Raw genomic sequence first — 18,390 nt, forward strand, 5'->3', positions numbered from 1 at the left:
AATCAGACTTTTTTAAGTCATAATAGGACTTTAATCCCATGCCTTGGCTGCAAATCCGCGTTCATACTACGCCAGATCACGTCCCTGCATTTGAAGACGCCATGCTTAAATGCGGCGCATTGGTTGTCACCTTTGAAGACGTTCATGACGACCCAGTTTACGAGCCAGATCTCAACACCACACCTTTATGGAAACATACTCGTGTCACAGGCCTGTTTGAAGCAGACGCTGATCTAGAGCTGATTCGTAGCGTGATTGAACACAAGGCGGAACACCTGAACGAATCAAGCATTGATTTAAAAATTGAAATTCTTGAAGACAAGGACTGGATTCGCGAGTGGATGGACAGCTACCACCCTATCCAGTTTGGTAAACGTCTTTGGGTTTGCCCAAGCTGGCGTGAAGTACCTGACGCCAACGCAGTTAACCTAATCCTTGACCCAGGGCTTGCATTTGGTACAGGAACCCATCCAACCACGGCCCTGTGCTTGGAATGGTTGGATTCTGTCGATTGCCAAGACAAGAGCATCATCGATTACGGCTGCGGTTCAGGCATTCTTGGCATTGCCGGTCTATTGTTAGGCGCTAATAACATGGTGGGGATCGACATTGATCCTCAAGCTGTTCAAGCAACGCAAGCCAACGCTGAGCGCAACCACATTGCCCCAGATCGCTATGAAGTAAAGTTACCCCCGTATGAAGGTGACCTACAAGCCGATATCGTCGTGGCGAATATTCTTGCTGGTCCGCTAGCGGAGCTTGCAGATACTATTTCAAAGCTGGTAAAACAAGGTGGCTTGCTTGCACTTTCTGGTATTTTAGAAAGCCAAGCGCATTCCGTTGTCGAAGCCTATAAACCTTGGTTTAAAATCGAGTCCATCGTTGAGAAAGAAGAATGGGTTCGCATTGTGGCGAAAAAGTTGTAGCCCATAAGGAAAATTACGGCTTATGTCAGAAAGCATGATCACTCGTTGTCCAAAATGTTCAACCACTTTCCGTGTCACACAGGAAGTGCTTAATATGGCCAAAGGCAAGGTACGCTGTGGTCAATGCTTTCATATTTTTACTGCCAAGCCTGCTCAAACTGCTTCAGAAAACAGACCTGTTGCAGCCACATCCTCTAACAACGCAGCGCAACAACCCACTCCAATCAAGCAAGAGACGCCAAAGCCAACAGCCGAACAAGACCAACTGACACAACGGGAAAGCACGCCCCCAGAACAACCTCCCGAACAAAACAGGTCTGCACAGCAGTCACCTGCCACCGAGACAATTAAAGACGATGGCACGGTTAACCCAGATTGGCTGGACACACTCTTTAACGAAGAAGATTTAGAACCCTATACCCCCCCAAAAAACAGCAGCGCGCGTTTTATTGGCAGCCCTATTGACGATGAGCTGTTTGATGATTTGGACCAAACTACACAATCTGAAGCGCCGCAGAAGCCTGCACCACAAATGGCACGCCAACCTCAACGCCCGAAAACTTCACGCCCGCAACCAGAGCCAACAAAAAAAGAGCGCACTGAGGAATTGGCCCCATGGGAAGTTGAGCTGGCCGAACTTGAAGCTCAATTCAGTGAGCAATCGCCGGAATCTAAGCCCATTTTCAGTGAAGCATTAACCAAAGCTGCCCGCACACCAGATACACCGAAATCAAAACCAGCAACAACGCCCCTGACAAAACAATATGTCTCTACTCCAGAAGCGGAAGAGCCAGATTACATGCAGGCCTTGCATTCGCTTGCTCAAGATGTGTCAAAACATGAAAGCATGAGTCATGCTGACTATTCCTCACAAGAATCAATGAAGCAATTAGCAGCTGAATACAGCTTAGCCGCCTTAACAGGCTCAGAACAAGAGCCATCTAAGCGTCATCGCAAACGAAGTAAGCACACTTGGCTATGGACATTCGCATCGTTAATTGCCTTAATCGTGCTGGTGACACAAATCGCGACAGGCTACTTTGAGCAAGGCAGTCGTTCACCAGAATTTCGCGCATTTTACAAAGCAGCCTGCTCTTACCTAGGTTGCACTCTACCTGCATTTGAAGACGTTAATGCCGTTGAAATTGAGCATGTCCGCATTCAGAGCCACCCGACCCTTGCAAACAGTTTGCAAGTCAATGCCATCATGACCAACCGTAGCAGCTTTGCCCAAGCCATGCCTAAGCTCGCGCTAGAGTTCTACGATCTCAATGGTCGCCCAGTCGCGGCCCGCTTGTTCGCGCCGCAAAACTACTTGCATAAAGACTTTTTAGACATCACCTTTATGCCACCCAACACGCCTATCCACATCGTAATTCAGATTCAAGATCCTGGTGCAAGGGCAGTCACCCATCAAATCAAAGTGTTTGCCGACAACACTCAGTCCTACTAAATGTGCATTTATTGAACATCCTGTAAATAAGCACAAATTTTAGCCAATTTCTGAGTTGTCAAGACTTCAAAAAACCGAATCCCCTAGGTATTATTCACGCCCGCTCGACGGTGTAGCAGATCTTTAACAACAGATTCGGTATTTAGACACATCATGGCCTTTAGCATTGGCAATTACAGCATCGAAAAGCCCGTTATTCTTGCTCCAATGGCAGGTGTAACCGACTTACCCTTTCGACGCCTTTGTCATCAGTATGGTGCCGGTTTAGTCGTCTCAGAAATGGTCACATCTGATGTGCGCCTATGGGATACTAATAAAAGCCGTATGCGCCTAGTTCATGATGCGGAAGTGGCACCTCGATCCGTACAAATAGCAGGCTCTGATCCCATCATGATGGCCCAAGCGGCGCGTCAAAATGTAGAGCTTGGCGCTCAAATTATTGATATCAATATGGGCTGCCCCGCAAAAAAAGTACTTAATAAAGCAGCTGGTTCCGCTTTGTTGCAAGATGAGCCTCTCGTTCAAAAAATACTCGAATCCGTCGTTAGTAGTGTTGATGTTCCGGTGACGCTAAAAATCCGTACCGGTTGGTCGCCCGATCAACGTAACGGACTAACAATTGCGAAAATAGCCGAACAGTCTGGCATTCAAGCCCTCGCTGTGCATGGCCGCACACGTGCTTGTAAGTTTAAAGGCGAAGTGGAATACGACACCATTGCTGAAATTAAGCAGGCAATCTCCATTCCTGTGTTTGCCAATGGTGACATCCAAACAGCTGAACAAGCCAAGCAAGTATTAGATTACACGCAAGCCGATGCGGTGATGATTGGTCGCGCTGCTCAAGGACGCCCATGGATATTTCGGGAAATCAATCACTACTTAGAACACAACGAGCTTTTGACACCTCCAGCAACGGATGAGGTCCAAGCTATCGTTATCAATCACGTTAAGGCGTTACATGATTTTTACGGTAGCTTCATGGGAGCAAGAATTGCACGCAAGCACGTTGGCTGGTATCTGCAAACATTGGCAGACACAACGCCATTTCGAAGCCAGTTTAATCGCATCGACGATGCGCAAGAACAGCTCGATCTGTTGAATGAATTCTTTGTTTCTTAGCACGTTAGGAAACATTTCTGGTACCTGAATGAGATTGCGAGATTACCCATCTCACGCACGTCTATTCAAAATGGTTAGCTTTAAAATAGAAGGTTACTCTGTGGTAGATCAAACACATACTCAAACGTTTCAAACAGCTTCAACTGAGCAATCACAAACCCTGCGCGACAATGTTGAAAAAGCATTGCAGAACTACTTTGCTCACTTAGACGGCCAACCTGTTACTGATTTGTACCAACTAGTGTTAGCTGAGGTAGAGGCACCTTTGCTAGAGTCCGTCATGAACTACACTAAAGACAATCAAACCAAAGCGTCCGCGATTCTAGGTCTAAATCGTGGTACGCTACGCAAAAAGCTGAAGCAGTACGGTATGCTGTAAGTAAAAAAGGGCGCACTCCGCCCTTTTTTCGTTTTACCCGTTCCCCTAACTTAATAAAACGTTAATCACATTGCGAGAAGCATAATGGCAAACACAACTCCAATTAAACGCGCTCTTATCAGCGTTTCTGACAAAACTGGCATTGTAGAATTTGCACGCGAATTGGCTAGCCAAGGCGTAGAAATCCTGTCGACTGGCGGTACTTACAAACTGTTGCTTGAGAACAGCGTTGCAGCAGTTGAAGTTTCTGACTACACAGGCTTCCCTGAAATGATGGACGGTCGAGTTAAGACCCTTCACCCGAAAGTTCACGGCGGCATTTTGGGTCGTCGTGACATTGACGGTGCAATCATGCAAGAGCACGGCATCCAAGAAATCGACATGGTTGTGGTTAACCTATACCCATTCGAAGCGACCATCGCTCGTCCTGACTGCGATCTACCACTAGCGATCGAAAACATCGACATCGGTGGTCCGACAATGGTTCGTTCTGCTGCAAAAAACCACAAAGACGTTGCGATCGTTGTTGATCCTACAAGCTACGAAGGCATCCTAGCGTCTTTGAAAGAAAACGGTGGTTTGACTTACGATCAGCGCTTCGACCTAGCCGTAAAAGCTTTTGAACACACGTCTAACTACGACGGCAACATCGCTAACTACCTAGGTAAGAAAGTAGAAGGCGGTAGTGAAGACTTCCCACGTACGTTCAACTTGCAATTCAACAAGCAAGAAGAAATGCGTTACGGCGAAAACCCACACCAAAAAGCAGCCTTCTATGTTGAAGCTAACCCACAAGAAGCGTCTATTAGCACAGCGAAGCAGCTTCAAGGTAAAGCTCTTTCTTACAACAACATCGCTGACACTGACGCAGCGCTTGAGTGTGTTAAGAGCTTCCAAGAGCCAGCGTGTGTGATCGTTAAACATGCTAACCCATGTGGTGTGGCAACGGCTGCAAATCAGCTTGAAGCGTACGATCTAGCGTTCAAAACTGACCCAACGTCTGCGTTTGGCGGCATCATCGCATTCAACCAAGAGCTTACAGCTGAAACAGCACAAGCTATCGTTGATCGTCAATTCGTTGAAGTCATCATTGCACCGAAAGTCAGCGTTGCGGCACTTGAAATCGTTGCAGCTAAACAGAACGTTCGTCTTTTAGAGTGTGGCGAGTGGTCAACTGACAAGCCAGCTGCACTAGATTACAAACGCGTAAACGGTGGCCTATTGGTTCAAGACCGTGATGACGGTGCTATTGAACTTGACGATCTTAAAGTTGTTTCTAAGCGTCAGCCTTCTGAAGAAGAGCTAAAAGACCTTCTGTTTGCTTGGAAAGTCGCGAAATTCGTGAAATCAAACGCGATCGTTTACGCTAAAGCAGGCCAAACAATCGGCGTGGGCGCAGGTCAAATGAGCCGCGTTTACTCTGCTAAAATTGCCGGCATTAAAGCGGCTGATGAGAACCTACAAGTCGAAGGTTCTGTCATGGCGTCTGACGCATTCTTCCCATTCCGTGACGGCATCGATGCCGCTGCTGCAGCGGGCATTACGGCTGTGATCCAACCAGGCGGCTCTATGCGTGATGACGAAGTCATCGCGGCTGCAGACGAAGCTGGTATGGCAATGGTCTTCACTGGCATGCGCCACTTCCGTCACTAAGATAGGCATAGGAAACAAGCATGAAAGTTCTTGTAATTGGTAACGGCGGGCGCGAACACGCGCTTGCTTGGAAAGCTGCACAATCTGCCGACGTAGAAACGGTTTTCGTTGCTCCAGGTAACGCGGGTACTGCGCTTGAAGCAAAAGTTGAAAACGTTAACATTGGTGTAGAAGACATTGATGCCTTAGTAGCGTTTGCAAAAGACAACGACATCGGCCTAACCATTGTTGGCCCAGAAGCTCCGCTTGTTCTAGGTGTCGTGGATGCATTTGACGCGGCGGGTCTGCCGATCTTTGGCCCAACCAAAGCCGCAGCTCAGCTAGAAGGCTCTAAAGCGTTCAGTAAAGACTTCTTGGCCCGTCACAATATCCCAACAGCGGAATACGCGAATTTCACTGACATTCCTGCTGCGGTTGCGTACATCAAAGAAAAAGGTGCACCAATTGTAGTAAAAGCGGATGGTCTTGCTGCTGGCAAGGGCGTTATCGTTGCACAAACGGAAGCAGAAGCCATTGCTGCCGTCGAAGATATGCTAGCTGGCAACGCCTTTGGCGAGGCTGGCTCACGAGTTGTGGTTGAAGAGTGTCTAATTGGTGAAGAAGCAAGCTTTATCGTTATGGTTGACGGTGAAAGCGTGCTACCAATGGCTTCTAGCCAAGATCACAAAGCTCGTGATAATGGTGACACTGGCCCTAATACTGGCGGCATGGGTGCTTACTCTCCTGCCCCTGTTGTAACGCCTGAGATGCATGATCGCATTATGAATGAAGTGATCATGCCAACCGTTAAAGGCATGAATGCCGAAGGTAACCGCTACCGTGGTTTCTTATACGCGGGTGTTATGGTCGCTACTGACGGCACGCCAAAAGTTCTTGAGTTCAACTGCCGTTTTGGTGACCCTGAAACTCAACCTATCATGATGCGTCTTCGTTCAGACCTTGTCGAAATGTGTCTTGCTGCCGTTAATGGTGAGCTTGATTCTATTGAAGCAGATTGGGACCCACGCGCTAGTCTAGGTGTTGTGCTGGCTGCTGGCGGCTACCCTGCTTCTTACAACAAAGGTGACGTGATTTCTGGTCACGACGCAACACTTCCAGAGCACCAGAAAGTATTCCACGCTGGCACCGCATCTAAAGATGGCAACGTTGTCACTAATGGCGGCCGTGTACTTTGTGCAGTCTCTCTTGGTGAGACCGTTGCCGAGGCGCAAGCAGGTGCATACGACGTTGTAAAACAAATCTCTTGGGATAACGTTTACTTCCGTACTGACATTGGTCACCGCGCCGTTTCGCGTGAGCAAGCGAAATAATTCCGCGTTTCCAATAGAACGTTAAACTAAAAAGGCCACTTGCGTGGCCTTTTTTTCATCTCGAATATCTACTTTTTACCCAAACCTGCCTGCTTTTTATCCAGCCAGGCTTTAAATTTCTTTCCGACTTCCAATACAATTAATCCAAAAATCACGCCACCCATCCAATCTAAGTCTAGTAAAAAACCCAGAGCGCCTAACATTGCATAGCCATATAAAAAATTACTACGGGTCTGCCCTTGATGTACACGGGTAAACCAAGTCACCACTAACAGTGCGATACACCACCAGACATAATATTCGACCAAGATTGGATATAGCATTTCACACCCTAACTAGTTAATAATGTAGGCCTCATGGAGGCCGCTTTGATTAAACACAGCATACAGACGCTCATTTTACTCGCAATTATGTATCTGACCAACATCGCCTATGGAGCTCCGATGATGGCGTTGCTGGATGAGGAAAACCACAGCGTAAACATTGGCAGCGTTGGTAGTTATTTCATTGATGAGACCGGCCGCCTAACCTTACGAGACATAGACTCTGAGCAGTTACGTAAGCGTTTTGTTCCCTTGAAACGTGAGTTTCCTCAATTTGGCTTGGTGAAAGGCAATATTTGGATTCGCGTCGAAGTTGCCCAACGCTTACCTGCAGGCGAAAACGCGGCACTTCACATCAAGGCTCCGCGGGCACAAGTGGTAGATGTGTACACCCCAAGTTTATTAAACAATCAGATTTTTGCTGAAATGGGGGATGCGCGCCCCTACCGAAATCGAATCATCGCTTATCCTGACTACGTTGTACCGTTACCTAGCTCAGCGCCACCGCTTTATACCGTATATATAAAGGTAAACTCTCGCCTACCGGTTAACTTATTTATAGAACTGAAAACCTTTTCAGAGTTAACCAATGATATTCAAAAAGACACTTACATAACGGGCTTCTTAATGGGGATTCTGCTGCTCTTGCTCGTCAGCAATGTGTTCTTTTTTATCCGCACTCGGCACCCTATGTATTTGCTCTACAGCACGCTACTACTAGGGATTGCTTGTTTGCACTTTGCTTTACACGGTTTTGTCTATCAGCTTTTCCCAACCCTAATGGGCTTACAAGAGCGCGTTTATAATTTTTCAGCGCTCGCCTGTGCCGCTCTTATCACCTATTTCACACGCTTCTATATTGATACTAAGGAAACCCTGCCAAGAATCGATAAGCTATTGTTGCTGATGATCTTAGGCAATGCCTTCTTAGCGGTTATTTATGCCTTAGCCCCCCAAGAATTAAACATCATTTTTTTAAGTATCAGCGCCTTCAGCACCTTGTTGGTATTGCTATTGGTGGCCCTATACAGCGTATACAAGCGCATCCCTTATGCACTCTACTATTTAACTGCTCGAGTCGTGTTAACCGTTGGCCACAGCATTTGGATATGCACTACTTACGGCGTGCTATCTTTTCCCTTCTGGTACGAATGGGGCCTGACCATATCCATTATCTTAGAAGCCCTTGTACATTTTAGTGGCATCATCACGCGCCATACGCCTACCCATAGCCATGCCGCCAAGGTCGATGACATGCCACGTTATGAGTTATTAACTGAGATCGCCTCTCGCATCAAGCGCCAAACAGCCATCATTGATCATCAGTACAGTCTAAATGAACCGCAAGCAGATGAATTGAAACAGGCGTATAAGAATTTATCCAACATTGCCGAGCGTTTATCTTTTATTCAGGGTTTGCAAACTAATAGCACACCTCATCGCCTCAATGCCCCGACGAATTTGCAGCTACTGATTGACCAAGCTGCCATCGATTTTTACACCCTCGACCAAAGCGATGCTGAAATTGACATGCAGTACGGTCAGACCGTTGGCTGGGAGCTACTTTCAAACAGCTATATCATCAAGCACTTGTTTCAAGTGATTATGGAAGAGTTACATCACCATACCGATCAAACACTGAATATAGAAAGTGACGTGGAAATCAACGAGCGTGATGGTCAACGCATCCTACATATTCGCGCCTACCCAATGCCTAGCTCGGTTACCCTTGAAAAAGAACACTATTTCGGCCCTCGCTACCTACGCGACCTTGTTGAAGCTTTGGAAGGCGATATTGCCATTTCAGGAGAAGGTCGTGCACGCGCCTTAATCTGCCGAATCCCGGTTAACATTAGACAGATTGAAGCCAGCGAATTAGCCAAGCAAACTCAGCTTGAAAACCTTATTTTAGTGATTATTGGCCATCAAGATTCAGATCTGATTGAGCGTACAAGTAATTTCTTACACACCCGTTTATTTGCCCTTACTCACATCGACACGGTTAGCGATCTGCACAGTCTTCTTAATCAACGCAATGCTAAAAGTCGCTTTGTGATCTTGCTATTTGAGGATGAAAAAAACTTCGGCGCGTCAGATTTGGCTGGTTTTGTTAGCGCATTACATGAAACCGATTCATGCTTGCTGATTTCAAACAATGTTAATATGTCACAAGAATATGCTAGCGCGCTCGGTTTTAATGGATTTGTTTACAGCTCTCAAATAGAGACCAAACTATTAACCGACATAGAGCAGCTGCAGAGAGAAATACCAGGCTCGATGTTGCCTAAAATCAAGAGATATTCTCAATCCACTTGAGATTTACAGACGTAATTAAAATAATGAACACCGATATAGGAGACTTTAATGGACTGTTTATTTTGTAAACTGGTCAACGGTGACATCCCGGCCAAAATACTGTATCAAGACGATGATGTCATCGCCTTTGAGGACATTGCCCCTCAAGCTCCTACTCATTTTCTAGTGATTCCAAAACGCCATATCAGCACACTAAATGACTTATCAGCTGACGATGCCGCTTTAGTTGGCAAGCTCCCCATTACGGCAGCTAAAATTGCGCAGCAACTGGGCATTGCCGATGACGGTTTCCGTGTAGTGATGAACTGTAATGAGATGGGGGGCCAAACGGTTTACCACATTCATATGCATGTGCTTGGCGGCCGCGCCATGACTTGGCCGCCAGGCTAACAGAAGGTACCTAAGATGCTTCTAACAAAACTCGATAAGGCGGTGATACAGTTTGATCGTGCCTTACAAACTTTGGTTCCGAAAGTAGCCAAAGCAGCGCGTCCATCTCCAGCATTGCAGCACCCTGAGGCTCTTCTGGAGCCAACAGAGCAACGCCATGCAATTGGCTTGATGCGCATTAATCACACCGGTGAAGTATGCGCTCAAGCACTGTATGCGGGTCAAGCGACCACGGCAAAACTAGAGATGGTCAGAGCTGAGATGGAGCATGCTGCCGACGAAGAAGTCGACCACCTTGTATGGTGTGAAGAGCGCCTCTACGAGCTTGGTAGTCGTCCCAGCGTGTTAAATCCATTGTTTTATGGGGCATCATTCTGTATTGGCGCAGGTGCAGGCATGATTAGTGACAAACTCAGTTTGGGATTCGTCGCTGCAACCGAAGACCAAGTATGCTTGCACCTTGATAAGCATATGGCCGCCCTGCCTGAACAAGACCAACGCTCTCGTGCCATCTTAGAGCAAATGCATATCGACGAGGCTAAACATAAGCAAATGGCATTGGATTCTGGCGGTTATGAATTTCCTCAGCCCGTCATGCGCGTCATGACATTAGTTTCTAAAGTAATGACTCACTCAACTTATCGGATCTAACTTATGAATCGTGACCTACAATCGCTTCGCCGTGATTACCAATTTGACGACTTAACTGAAGAAAAAGCTGGCTCAGATCCATTAGCGCTGTTTGATGCTTGGCTTAGCCAAGCGATCGAAGCCTGTCCAGATGACCCAACAGGTATGCTGCTGAGCACAGTGGATGCAGACAATAAACCCCACTGTCGCACGGTACTATTAAAACAACGTGATGCCAGCAGCTTTACTTTTTTCACTAACTACAACAGTGATAAAGGCCAAGACATCGCCAACAATCCAAACGTGTCTCTGACTTTTTTCTGGGCACCACTTTCTCGTCAGGTTCGCATTGAAGGCGTGGCCAAAAAAGTATCTCGTGAGGTGTCTGAAGCTTACTTCGCAACACGCCCTAAAGGTAGCCAAATTGCTGCAAGCGTGTCCCGTCAGAGCCAAGTAATCGCTTCTCGAGACGTTTTGTCGACAGAGTTTGCTGAGCTTGAGAAGCAATATCAAGACAGCGATGTGCCTTGCCCAGAGAATTGGGGCGGGTACGCGGTAGAAGCCTCTACTATTGAGTTTTGGCAAGGTCGCCCAAGCCGTTTGCACGACCGTATCGTGTTTACGTTAGACGACCAAGGCTCTTGGCAAGCAGTGCGTAAAGCGCCTTAAGCAGCACTTAAGTCATGTTAAAAAGCCATCGCTACGATACATAGCCTAGTCGTAGCGATGGCTTTTTTATTGTTAAGCAGAACTTTTATATGTCCTCGTCACAAGCTCGATTTAACGTTCTCGATAGCTATCGCGGCCTAGCCGTGGTGCTGATGATTCTATTTCATTTTTGTTGGGATTTAAGAGACTTTGGCTTTGTAACATTCGACGATCGAAGCGACTTTTGGATTAACTTTCGCGCGCTCATCGTCTTTATGTTTGTCACAGCCGTTGGCTGGTCCAGTTATTTAGCCACCCACAATCACCAACCCTTACGACGCTTTATCAAGAATCAAACCAAAGTCGCTCTCGGCGCAGCGCTGATTTCTTTAGGTACCTATCTGGCACTTCCGGAACAATGGGTATTCTTCGGCATATTGCACTTTATCTTTACAGCAGGCTTTATCGTGCGCCCCCTAGCAGGGCGCCCCGTGATTTCCTGTATAGTTGGCCTGCTCCTGATCGCTACCAGCTATTTTTATCACATCGACGCCCTGACTTCTCACCGCTGGTTTATCCACACCTTTTCCGCACCGGACGCAACCTTAGACTTTATCAACCCTCTTCCTTGGCTGGGAGCTGTCTTAATTGGCCCGATATTTGGATACCTCCGGCTACACTATGTTAAATTGCCTCAAAATATTAGCGTTAAAGCACTGACATTCTTGGGCCGACATGCATTGTTAGCCTATCTACTACATCAATTAATACTGTACCCACTAGTAATGGGCGGATACTTTTTTATGGCATTAGATAAGCAGTGATCAATCTACAAACAACCAATGACAGTAAACAAAATTTCTTATTTTAATGTTGCAATTACACATTCAAGAACTCTTGGGCATGCTCACGTAAGTGATCACTTCAGGGACAAGCAAGGCGCAAAATTTTGATTTTTTCAAGCCTTGATTTTCATCGATTTGAGCACTATTGTTCGTGCCATCCAATACACATTACACTACATCTAGTATCAAGCAGTACCTGGAAATACTATATACAGTATATCCACAGGTTTTACTGCGAAAATGGGAATCTAAGGCATGAGCACTCTGACAGTTACCAAGCGGAACGGCAAAACTGAAAACATTAACCTTGATAAAATTCATAAAGTTATCACTTGGGCAGCTGAAGGTTTAGACAATGTCTCCGTTTCACAGGTAGAGCTGAAAGCGCAAATTCAGTTTTTTGAAGGTATTCGTACAACGGATATTCACGAAACATTAATCAAGTCTGCAGCAGATCTAATCTCAGAAGATACGCCGGATTACCAATACTTGGCGGCTCGTCTAGCTATTTTCCATTTGCGTAAGAAAGCATTTGGTGAGTTCGAACCACCGCACCTACATCTCCATGTTCGAAACCTAGTTGAGCAAGGCCGCTACGACAAAGAGATTCTAGAGAACTACAGCGCTGAAGAGCTGGATACGATTAACGGTTTTATCGATCACTCCCGTGATATGAATTTCTCCTACGCAGCGGTAAAACAGCTGGAAGGTAAGTACCTAGTTCAGAACCGTGTGACTGGCCAAATTTACGAAAGCCCGCAGTTTATCTACATCTTAGTTGCCGCTTGTCTATTTGCTAACTACGAGAAGTCAGCACGTCTTGATTTGATCAAACGCTTCTACGATGCGGTCTCTCAGTTCAAGCTGTCACTGCCAACACCCATCATGTCTGGTATTCGTACTCCAACGCGTCAATTTAGTAGCTGTGTCTTGATTGAGTGTGGTGACTCCCTAGATTCAATCAACGCTACCTCTAGCGCGGTTGTGAAATATGTAAGCCAGCGCGCGGGCATCGGCATCAACGCTGGAGCGATCCGCGCATTGGGCAGTCCAATTCGTGGTGGTGAAGCGTTCCATACGGGTTGTATTCCGTTCTACAAACACTTCCAGACAGCGGTTAAGAGTTGTTCTCAAGGCGGTGTGCGCGGCGGTGCAGCAACCGTGTTCTACCCTATTTGGCACTTAGAAGTTGAGAACTTGCTGGTTCTTAAAAATAACCGTGGCGTGGAAGAAAACCGCGTACGTCACCTTGACTACGGCGTGCAGTTCAACCGTTTGATGTACCAGCGTCTAATTAAAGGCGGCAACATCACATTGTTTAGCCCTTCTGACGTACCTGGTTTGTACGACGCATTCTTTGCTGACCAAGAAGAGTTTGATCGTCTATATTCACTTTACGAAGCTGATGAGAGCATTCGCAAACGCACTATCAAAGCATCTGAGCTATTCACTCTGTTTGCTTCAGAGCGCGCCAGCACGGGTCGTATTTACTTACAGAACGTAGACCACTGTAATACACACAGCCCATTTGATCCGAAAGTGGCTCCGGTTAAGCAAAGCAACCTATGTCTTGAGATCGCCCTACCAACGAAACCTTTGAACCGTGTAGACGACCCAGAAGGCGAGATCGCCTTGTGTACATTGTCCGCGTTCAACCTAGGTGCGCTTGAGAATCTTGACGAACTAGAAGAACTGTCTGAACTGATTATTCGAGCTTTAGACAGTCTATTAGATTATCAGAATTACCCAATTCCAGCGGCGCAGCGCGCAACTGAACTACGTCGTACTCTTGGGGTAGGTGTCATCAACTACGCGTACTACCTAGCGAAGAACGGTGTACGTTACTCAGACGGCAGTGCCAACGATTTGACACATAAAACCTTTGAGGCGATTCAGTACTTCCTACTGAAAGCATCAAACAAATTGGCGAAAGAGTTTGGCCCTTGTACTGCATTCAATGAAACTACTTATGCTCAAGGTATCCTACCAATCGATACTTATAAGAAAGAGCTGGACAATATTGTTTCAACAGAACTGCAATATGACTGGGAAACGCTACGCCAAGAAATCAAGCAGCATGGCCTGCGTAACTCGACGCTTACTGCTCTAATGCCGTCTGAGACCTCATCTCAGATCAGTAACGCAACTAACGGTATCGAACCACCACGCGGTTTCGTGTCTGTGAAAGCAAGTAAAGACGGCATCTTGAAGCAGGTCGTTCCTGAGTTTGAACGCTTGAAGCAAAACTACGAACTGTTGTGGACCATCCCTTCGAACGATGGCTACCTGCAACTTGTGGGCATCATGCAAAAGTTCGTAGACCAAGCAATTTCAGCCAATACAAACTACGATCCATCGAAGTTTGAAGCTGGCAAAGTGCCAATGAAAGTCATCTTGAAAGACTTGCTAACCGCCTACAAATTGGGCATCAAAACACTGTACTACCATAACACTCGTGACGGTGCAGAAGACAAGCAAGACGATATGGTTGATGATTGTGCAGGCGGCGCTTGTAAGATCTAATTTGCAATGCCCTACGTACTGATGACGTAGGGCTTTCCACCCTATTTATCTTTTATTCTATTCGCGATCATTAAGGATCCTTTTCGGCAATGAGTTACTCTACTTTTAACCGCAAGCAATTTGACAGTCTGCAACAACCGATGTTTTTCGGGGAAAACGTGAACGTAGCGCGCTACGACCAACAGAAACACCCTATTTTTGAAAAGCTAATCGAGAAGCAACTGTCCTTTTTCTGGCGCCCAGAAGAAGTAGATTTATCCAATGACCGCAAAGACTTCCTCAAGCTTGAAGAGCACGAGCAGCATATCTTTTTAAGCAATTTGAAGTACCAAACGCTACTAGACAGTGTTCAAGGCCGTTCACCGAACGTTGCCCTACTGCCAATCGTGTCTTTGCCAGAGCTGGAAACATGGATTGAGACTTGGTCGTTCTCTGAGACCATCCACAGTCGCTCATACACTCATATCATTCGCAACATTGTTAACGACCCTACTAAGGTCTTTGATGACATTGTGGTCAACGATGAAATTGCTAAACGTGCCATCAGTGTTTCCAAGTACTACGACGACCTAATTGAACTGGTTAACCTATACAACACCCTCGGTTTAGGTGTTCATAAAGTCCCCGATCGTGGCGAAGTTGTCGTCACTATGAAGACTTTGAAAAAAGCGCTTTACCTAACAATAGCCTCCGTTAACGTTCTTGAAGCAATCCGCTTCTACGTCAGCTTTGCCTGCAGTTTTGCTTTTGCAGAACGCACGCTGATGGAAGGTAACGCTAAGATCATTAAGCTGATCGCCCGTGACGAAGCGCTGCACCTAAACGGCACGCAGCACATGCTAAACCTGATGATGTCTGGCCGTGATGATCCTGAAATGGCTGTCATCGCTCAAGAATGCCAACAAGATGTGATCAACATCTTCGTTGAAGCGGCACAACAGGAAAAAGACTGGGCACAATATTTGTTCAAAGACGGCTCAATGATTGGCTTGAACGCACAAATCCTAGGCCAGTACGTGGAATACATCACTAACGTTCGCATGCAAGCCATTGGCCTAGAAACACAGTTTGCCACTAAAAATAACCCGATTCCGTGGATCAATGCATGGTTAGTAAGTGACAACGTTCAGGTTGCACCACAAGAAGCTGAAATCAGCTCTTACTTAGTCGGCCAAATTGACAATGATCTAGACGGAGCGGATTTTGACGACTTTGATCTCTAAACCCGAGCATCAAGATCGAGAAGTTCATCGTGTTTTGCTAGGCAAAAAGCAGATACTCGTCACCGAAGACGAGCCTCTGCTGCCGCAGCTTGAACGTGCAGGCGTGCAAGTGGAGTACCAATGCCGCGAAGGCTATTGCTCCTCTTGTATGATCAAACTTCTATGGGGCAAGGTCAGCTACCCTGTGGAGCCATTAGCTTGGGTAAACAGCGGCTATATGCTGACCTGCTGCGCCATTGTTAAAAGCGATATTGAGATCGCCATGCTCTAGCGAGCATTTACCGCATTGTCGAGCATCTTATAAGCGGCATAGATCCTTGTTCCAGTGGTTATCCAGCATAGACCACCAAATACAACGGCGAACACTACAAACTGGCTCGGAAATAGACAAATCAGCACAAAGCAGATAATGGTTTCCGTGCCTTCGGTAATACCGCCCAGGAAATACAGCGACTTCTTGCCATAATCCAGCTGCTCGATGTTGCGCTTGGCGGCCATGACGGCAAAGGCTAAGAAGCTGCTCCCTGTTCCCATAAACGACCAAATCAAAAACGCCGCCGCCAGCGCGTTTTGCTCAGGATTGGCCACAGCAAAGCCAAATACAACAGCAGAATAAAAGATAAAATCTAACACAATATCTAAATAGCCACCCGCATCTGAGCTACTGTTAGTAGCCCTTGCCAGCGCACCATCTAGACCATCACATACCCGGTTTAATACGATCCCTAATAGCCCCAAGAAGAAAAAGCCACCCGCCAGCGCCAGCGCCGCCAGCATACCCATTGCAAACCCCATCAGCGTAATTTGATTAGCGGTGATACCACGCCTGATCAATGGCTGAGCCAATTGCGTTAAGGGCGTTTTAATGACCGGAATAAAAACCTTATCAAGCACATAAACTCCTTAGTAATGCTATTGTGATAACCTCTTTACTTATACGCTCCAGATGCGTTGTTTGTTACTATAGCCGACAGTTTTATTGGCTCAATATAGGAACGATGTCATGATCCATGCAAAGCAATACGGTGAGAACCTGCCTCCGTTGGTCGTCATTCACGGCTTATTTGGTAACGCTGACAACTGGCATTCCATTGCACAGAAATGGGCGGAGAATTTCACTGTTTATTGCCTAGATCTCCCTAACCATGGCCGCTCTTCTTATCTTGAGCCGGTCACCTTTCCTGCGATGGCCGATGCCATCAATCAATGGCTCGAAGATAACCAGCTCGACAATATCTTTTTATTAGGCCATTCCGTCGGCGGTAAAGTATCCATGCAGCTCACCAGTGATCATCCAGAAAAGATCGCTAAGCTAATAGTAGCGGACATTGCACCGGTTGATTATTCACCTAGCCATACAGAAATCTTTAAAGGCCTTCAGGAAATCAACCGTCAAAAACCTGCTAGCCGTAAAGCGGCAGACGAACTGCTTGCCCAATACGAGAGTAATGTAGGGGTGCGCCAATTCCTTTTGAAAAACTTAAAACGCACCGAGCATGGTCATGTGATTGATCTAGGACTTGAACAACTACTGGCAGGCTACGAAACTATTCTCAGCAAACCGAAACTGAAAGATGGCATTCAGACGCCTACGCTTTTTATAAAAGGCGAAAACTCAGATTACATACTGCCCAAATATCAAGCAGCTTCACTGACTCACTTTCCAAACGCCAGCGTCAAAATGATTCCCGAAACGGGCCATTGGTTGCATGCCGAAAAACCAACCACCTTCGCCAGTTTAGTTAAGCGATTCCTCACAACCTGATTCAGGACACAGGCCAAATTCACTTAACAGGAAGCGGTCTGTGGGCAATACTAGGCCATACATACGAATAAGATAGGGGTTGAAAGCAATGCGTAACGGGGTTGGATAAGACGCCGGCATCAGGGCACCACTGGCGTCATAGCCCTTGATGTACGATGTCACTAACTCAAGCTTATCCTGCGACGTACTGTAAAGTGCAAATAAAGCACCGGCCCTTACTAGTTGCAATGAGTGAGCCGCTAACGCCTTTTTTTTATGGAACATCAAGCGAATAGCATCTTTCGAAAACTGGGGATCAAACAAGGCCGAATCATACAGCGACATGACTAGGTTAGAACTTTCTAACACATCGGTTAAATGCTTCAGTTTCTCTTCACGCCCCTCTTCTGCGATAGGATAAGAATACACTTCTACACTCTGCAATTTGGCTAATCGCAACGTTCGCTCACTTAACGATAACGCGTCACTGTGTACCACTGCGATGGGGGCATGGTCTTCCCAAAATGACTGCAACACTTTCAAGCGCAAATCCAGTGGCGCTCCAGAAAAGACTGCCGTACTCGCTTTCGGGCATTGAGCCCGAGCCACCTCAAATTCTTCTTCTCCTAAAAAAAGCGTAATAATGGAGACGTCCGCATGACTTTCACAGATTCGAGCGTAGCTATGATGGCCAACAGTGATAACAAGATCACCATCTCGAAGCTGAGTATCAGGATTGCTTAGGATCGGCACTTGATAGGAGGAAGACGCTGATAGCGACATCGACAATACTCTGGAAACCGTTTCTCGCCCATCATGGAATACGAACGTGCTGGCCTGAACCAGCGCGCTCGTAAGTAATCCAATGATGAGCAAAAAAATCCGTTTCATAGTGACTGCGATATAAA

The 18,390-nt window shown here is 46.6% G+C and carries 18 protein-coding genes; 15 read left to right on the forward strand and 3 right to left on the reverse strand.

Annotated features, from left to right (window positions below; translation table 11 throughout):
• The first annotated feature begins 38 nt into the window (after positions 1 to 38).
• The 6 genes from prmA (at position 39) to purD (ending at position 6,840) form a co-directional block, all read left to right on the forward strand.
• Positions 39 to 926 carry a 50S ribosomal protein L11 methyltransferase gene (prmA, locus tag ASC49_RS01495; RefSeq protein ID WP_055461437.1) on the forward strand — a complete coding sequence of 296 codons (888 nt, stop codon included), beginning with the start codon at positions 39 to 41 and terminating at the stop codon, positions 924 to 926.
• A 22-nt stretch (positions 927 to 948) separates the two neighbouring features.
• On the forward strand, positions 949 to 2,379 hold the full coding sequence (locus ASC49_RS01500) for a DUF3426 domain-containing protein (protein WP_055461438.1): 1,431 nt from the start codon (positions 949 to 951) through the stop codon (positions 2,377 to 2,379).
• Between the two features lie 153 nt (positions 2,380 to 2,532).
• Positions 2,533 to 3,498: a tRNA dihydrouridine synthase DusB gene (gene dusB / locus ASC49_RS01505; RefSeq protein WP_245624601.1), complete on the forward strand. Its 966-nt coding sequence runs from the start codon at positions 2,533 to 2,535 to the stop codon at positions 3,496 to 3,498.
• 100 nt (positions 3,499 to 3,598) lie between these two features.
• A complete protein-coding gene (gene fis, locus ASC49_RS01510) occupies positions 3,599 to 3,877 on the forward strand; it encodes a DNA-binding transcriptional regulator Fis (RefSeq protein ID WP_055461630.1) in 279 nt (92 codons plus the stop codon).
• A gap of 84 nt (positions 3,878 to 3,961) precedes the next feature.
• Positions 3,962 to 5,530 carry a bifunctional phosphoribosylaminoimidazolecarboxamide formyltransferase/IMP cyclohydrolase gene (purH, locus tag ASC49_RS01515; RefSeq protein ID WP_055461440.1) on the forward strand — a complete coding sequence of 523 codons (1,569 nt, stop codon included), beginning with the start codon at positions 3,962 to 3,964 and terminating at the stop codon, positions 5,528 to 5,530.
• A gap of 20 nt (positions 5,531 to 5,550) precedes the next feature.
• On the forward strand, positions 5,551 to 6,840 hold the full coding sequence (gene purD, locus ASC49_RS01520; RefSeq protein WP_055461441.1) for a phosphoribosylamine--glycine ligase: 1,290 nt from the start codon (positions 5,551 to 5,553) through the stop codon (positions 6,838 to 6,840).
• 68 nt (positions 6,841 to 6,908) lie between these two features.
• On the opposite strand, the gene ASC49_RS01525 is transcribed toward purD, so the two are convergent.
• Entirely contained in the window at positions 6,909 to 7,163 is a 255-nt protein-coding gene (locus ASC49_RS01525; RefSeq protein WP_055461442.1) for a hypothetical protein, read from the reverse strand.
• A 45-nt stretch (positions 7,164 to 7,208) separates the two neighbouring features.
• On the opposite strand from ASC49_RS01525, the gene ASC49_RS01530 reads away from it, so the two are divergent.
• The 8 genes from ASC49_RS01530 to yfaE all read left to right on the forward strand — a co-directional run bounded on the left by ASC49_RS01530 (position 7,209) and on the right by yfaE (position 16,009).
• A complete protein-coding gene (locus tag ASC49_RS01530) occupies positions 7,209 to 9,479 on the forward strand; it encodes a 7TMR-DISM family protein (RefSeq protein ID WP_162265190.1) in 2,271 nt (756 codons plus the stop codon).
• 48 nt (positions 9,480 to 9,527) lie between these two features.
• Positions 9,528 to 9,869 (forward strand): histidine triad nucleotide-binding protein, encoded by a 342-nt coding sequence (locus tag ASC49_RS01535; RefSeq protein WP_055461444.1) that lies wholly within the window; start codon positions 9,528 to 9,530, stop codon positions 9,867 to 9,869.
• A 15-nt stretch (positions 9,870 to 9,884) separates the two neighbouring features.
• On the forward strand, positions 9,885 to 10,520 hold the full coding sequence (coq7, locus tag ASC49_RS01540) for a 2-polyprenyl-3-methyl-6-methoxy-1,4-benzoquinone monooxygenase (RefSeq protein WP_055461445.1): 636 nt from the start codon (positions 9,885 to 9,887) through the stop codon (positions 10,518 to 10,520).
• Positions 10,521 to 10,523: 3 nt separating this feature from the next.
• A complete protein-coding gene (gene pdxH, locus ASC49_RS01545) occupies positions 10,524 to 11,168 on the forward strand; it encodes a pyridoxamine 5'-phosphate oxidase (protein WP_055461446.1) in 645 nt (214 codons plus the stop codon).
• An 89-nt stretch (positions 11,169 to 11,257) separates the two neighbouring features.
• A complete protein-coding gene (locus ASC49_RS01550) occupies positions 11,258 to 11,971 on the forward strand; it encodes a heparan-alpha-glucosaminide N-acetyltransferase (RefSeq protein WP_055461447.1) in 714 nt (237 codons plus the stop codon).
• A gap of 276 nt (positions 11,972 to 12,247) precedes the next feature.
• A complete protein-coding gene (gene nrdA, locus ASC49_RS01555) occupies positions 12,248 to 14,515 on the forward strand; it encodes a class 1a ribonucleoside-diphosphate reductase subunit alpha (RefSeq protein WP_055461448.1) in 2,268 nt (755 codons plus the stop codon).
• Between the two features lie 89 nt (positions 14,516 to 14,604).
• Positions 14,605 to 15,738, forward strand: a complete 1,134-nt coding sequence (gene nrdB / locus ASC49_RS01560) for a class Ia ribonucleoside-diphosphate reductase subunit beta (RefSeq protein ID WP_055461449.1) — start codon at positions 14,605 to 14,607, stop codon at positions 15,736 to 15,738.
• On the forward strand, positions 15,719 to 16,009 hold the full coding sequence (gene yfaE / locus ASC49_RS01565; protein ID WP_082443657.1) for a class I ribonucleotide reductase maintenance protein YfaE: 291 nt from the start codon (positions 15,719 to 15,721) through the stop codon (positions 16,007 to 16,009). The genes nrdB and yfaE overlap by 20 nt, the downstream gene beginning before the upstream one ends.
• Here yfaE and ASC49_RS01570 read toward each other — a convergent pair.
• Positions 16,006 to 16,632: a CDP-alcohol phosphatidyltransferase family protein gene (locus tag ASC49_RS01570; RefSeq protein WP_055461450.1), complete on the reverse strand. Its 627-nt coding sequence runs from the start codon at positions 16,630 to 16,632 to the stop codon at positions 16,006 to 16,008. The two genes, yfaE and ASC49_RS01570, sit on opposite strands and share 4 nt — an antisense overlap.
• A gap of 109 nt (positions 16,633 to 16,741) precedes the next feature.
• On the opposite strand from ASC49_RS01570, the gene ASC49_RS01575 reads away from it, so the two are divergent.
• On the forward strand, positions 16,742 to 17,503 hold the full coding sequence (locus ASC49_RS01575; RefSeq protein ID WP_055461451.1) for an alpha/beta fold hydrolase: 762 nt from the start codon (positions 16,742 to 16,744) through the stop codon (positions 17,501 to 17,503).
• Here ASC49_RS01575 and ASC49_RS01580 read toward each other — a convergent pair.
• Entirely contained in the window at positions 17,477 to 18,373 is an 897-nt protein-coding gene (locus ASC49_RS01580; protein ID WP_141656768.1) for a hypothetical protein, read from the reverse strand. The genes ASC49_RS01575 and ASC49_RS01580 overlap by 27 nt on opposite strands.
• Between the last annotated feature and the right edge of the window lie 17 nt (positions 18,374 to 18,390).

The sequence above is a fragment of the Marinomonas fungiae genome, from assembly GCF_001418205.1.
In the GTDB taxonomy this organism is placed as follows: Bacteria; Pseudomonadota; Gammaproteobacteria; order Pseudomonadales; family Marinomonadaceae; genus Marinomonas; species Marinomonas fungiae.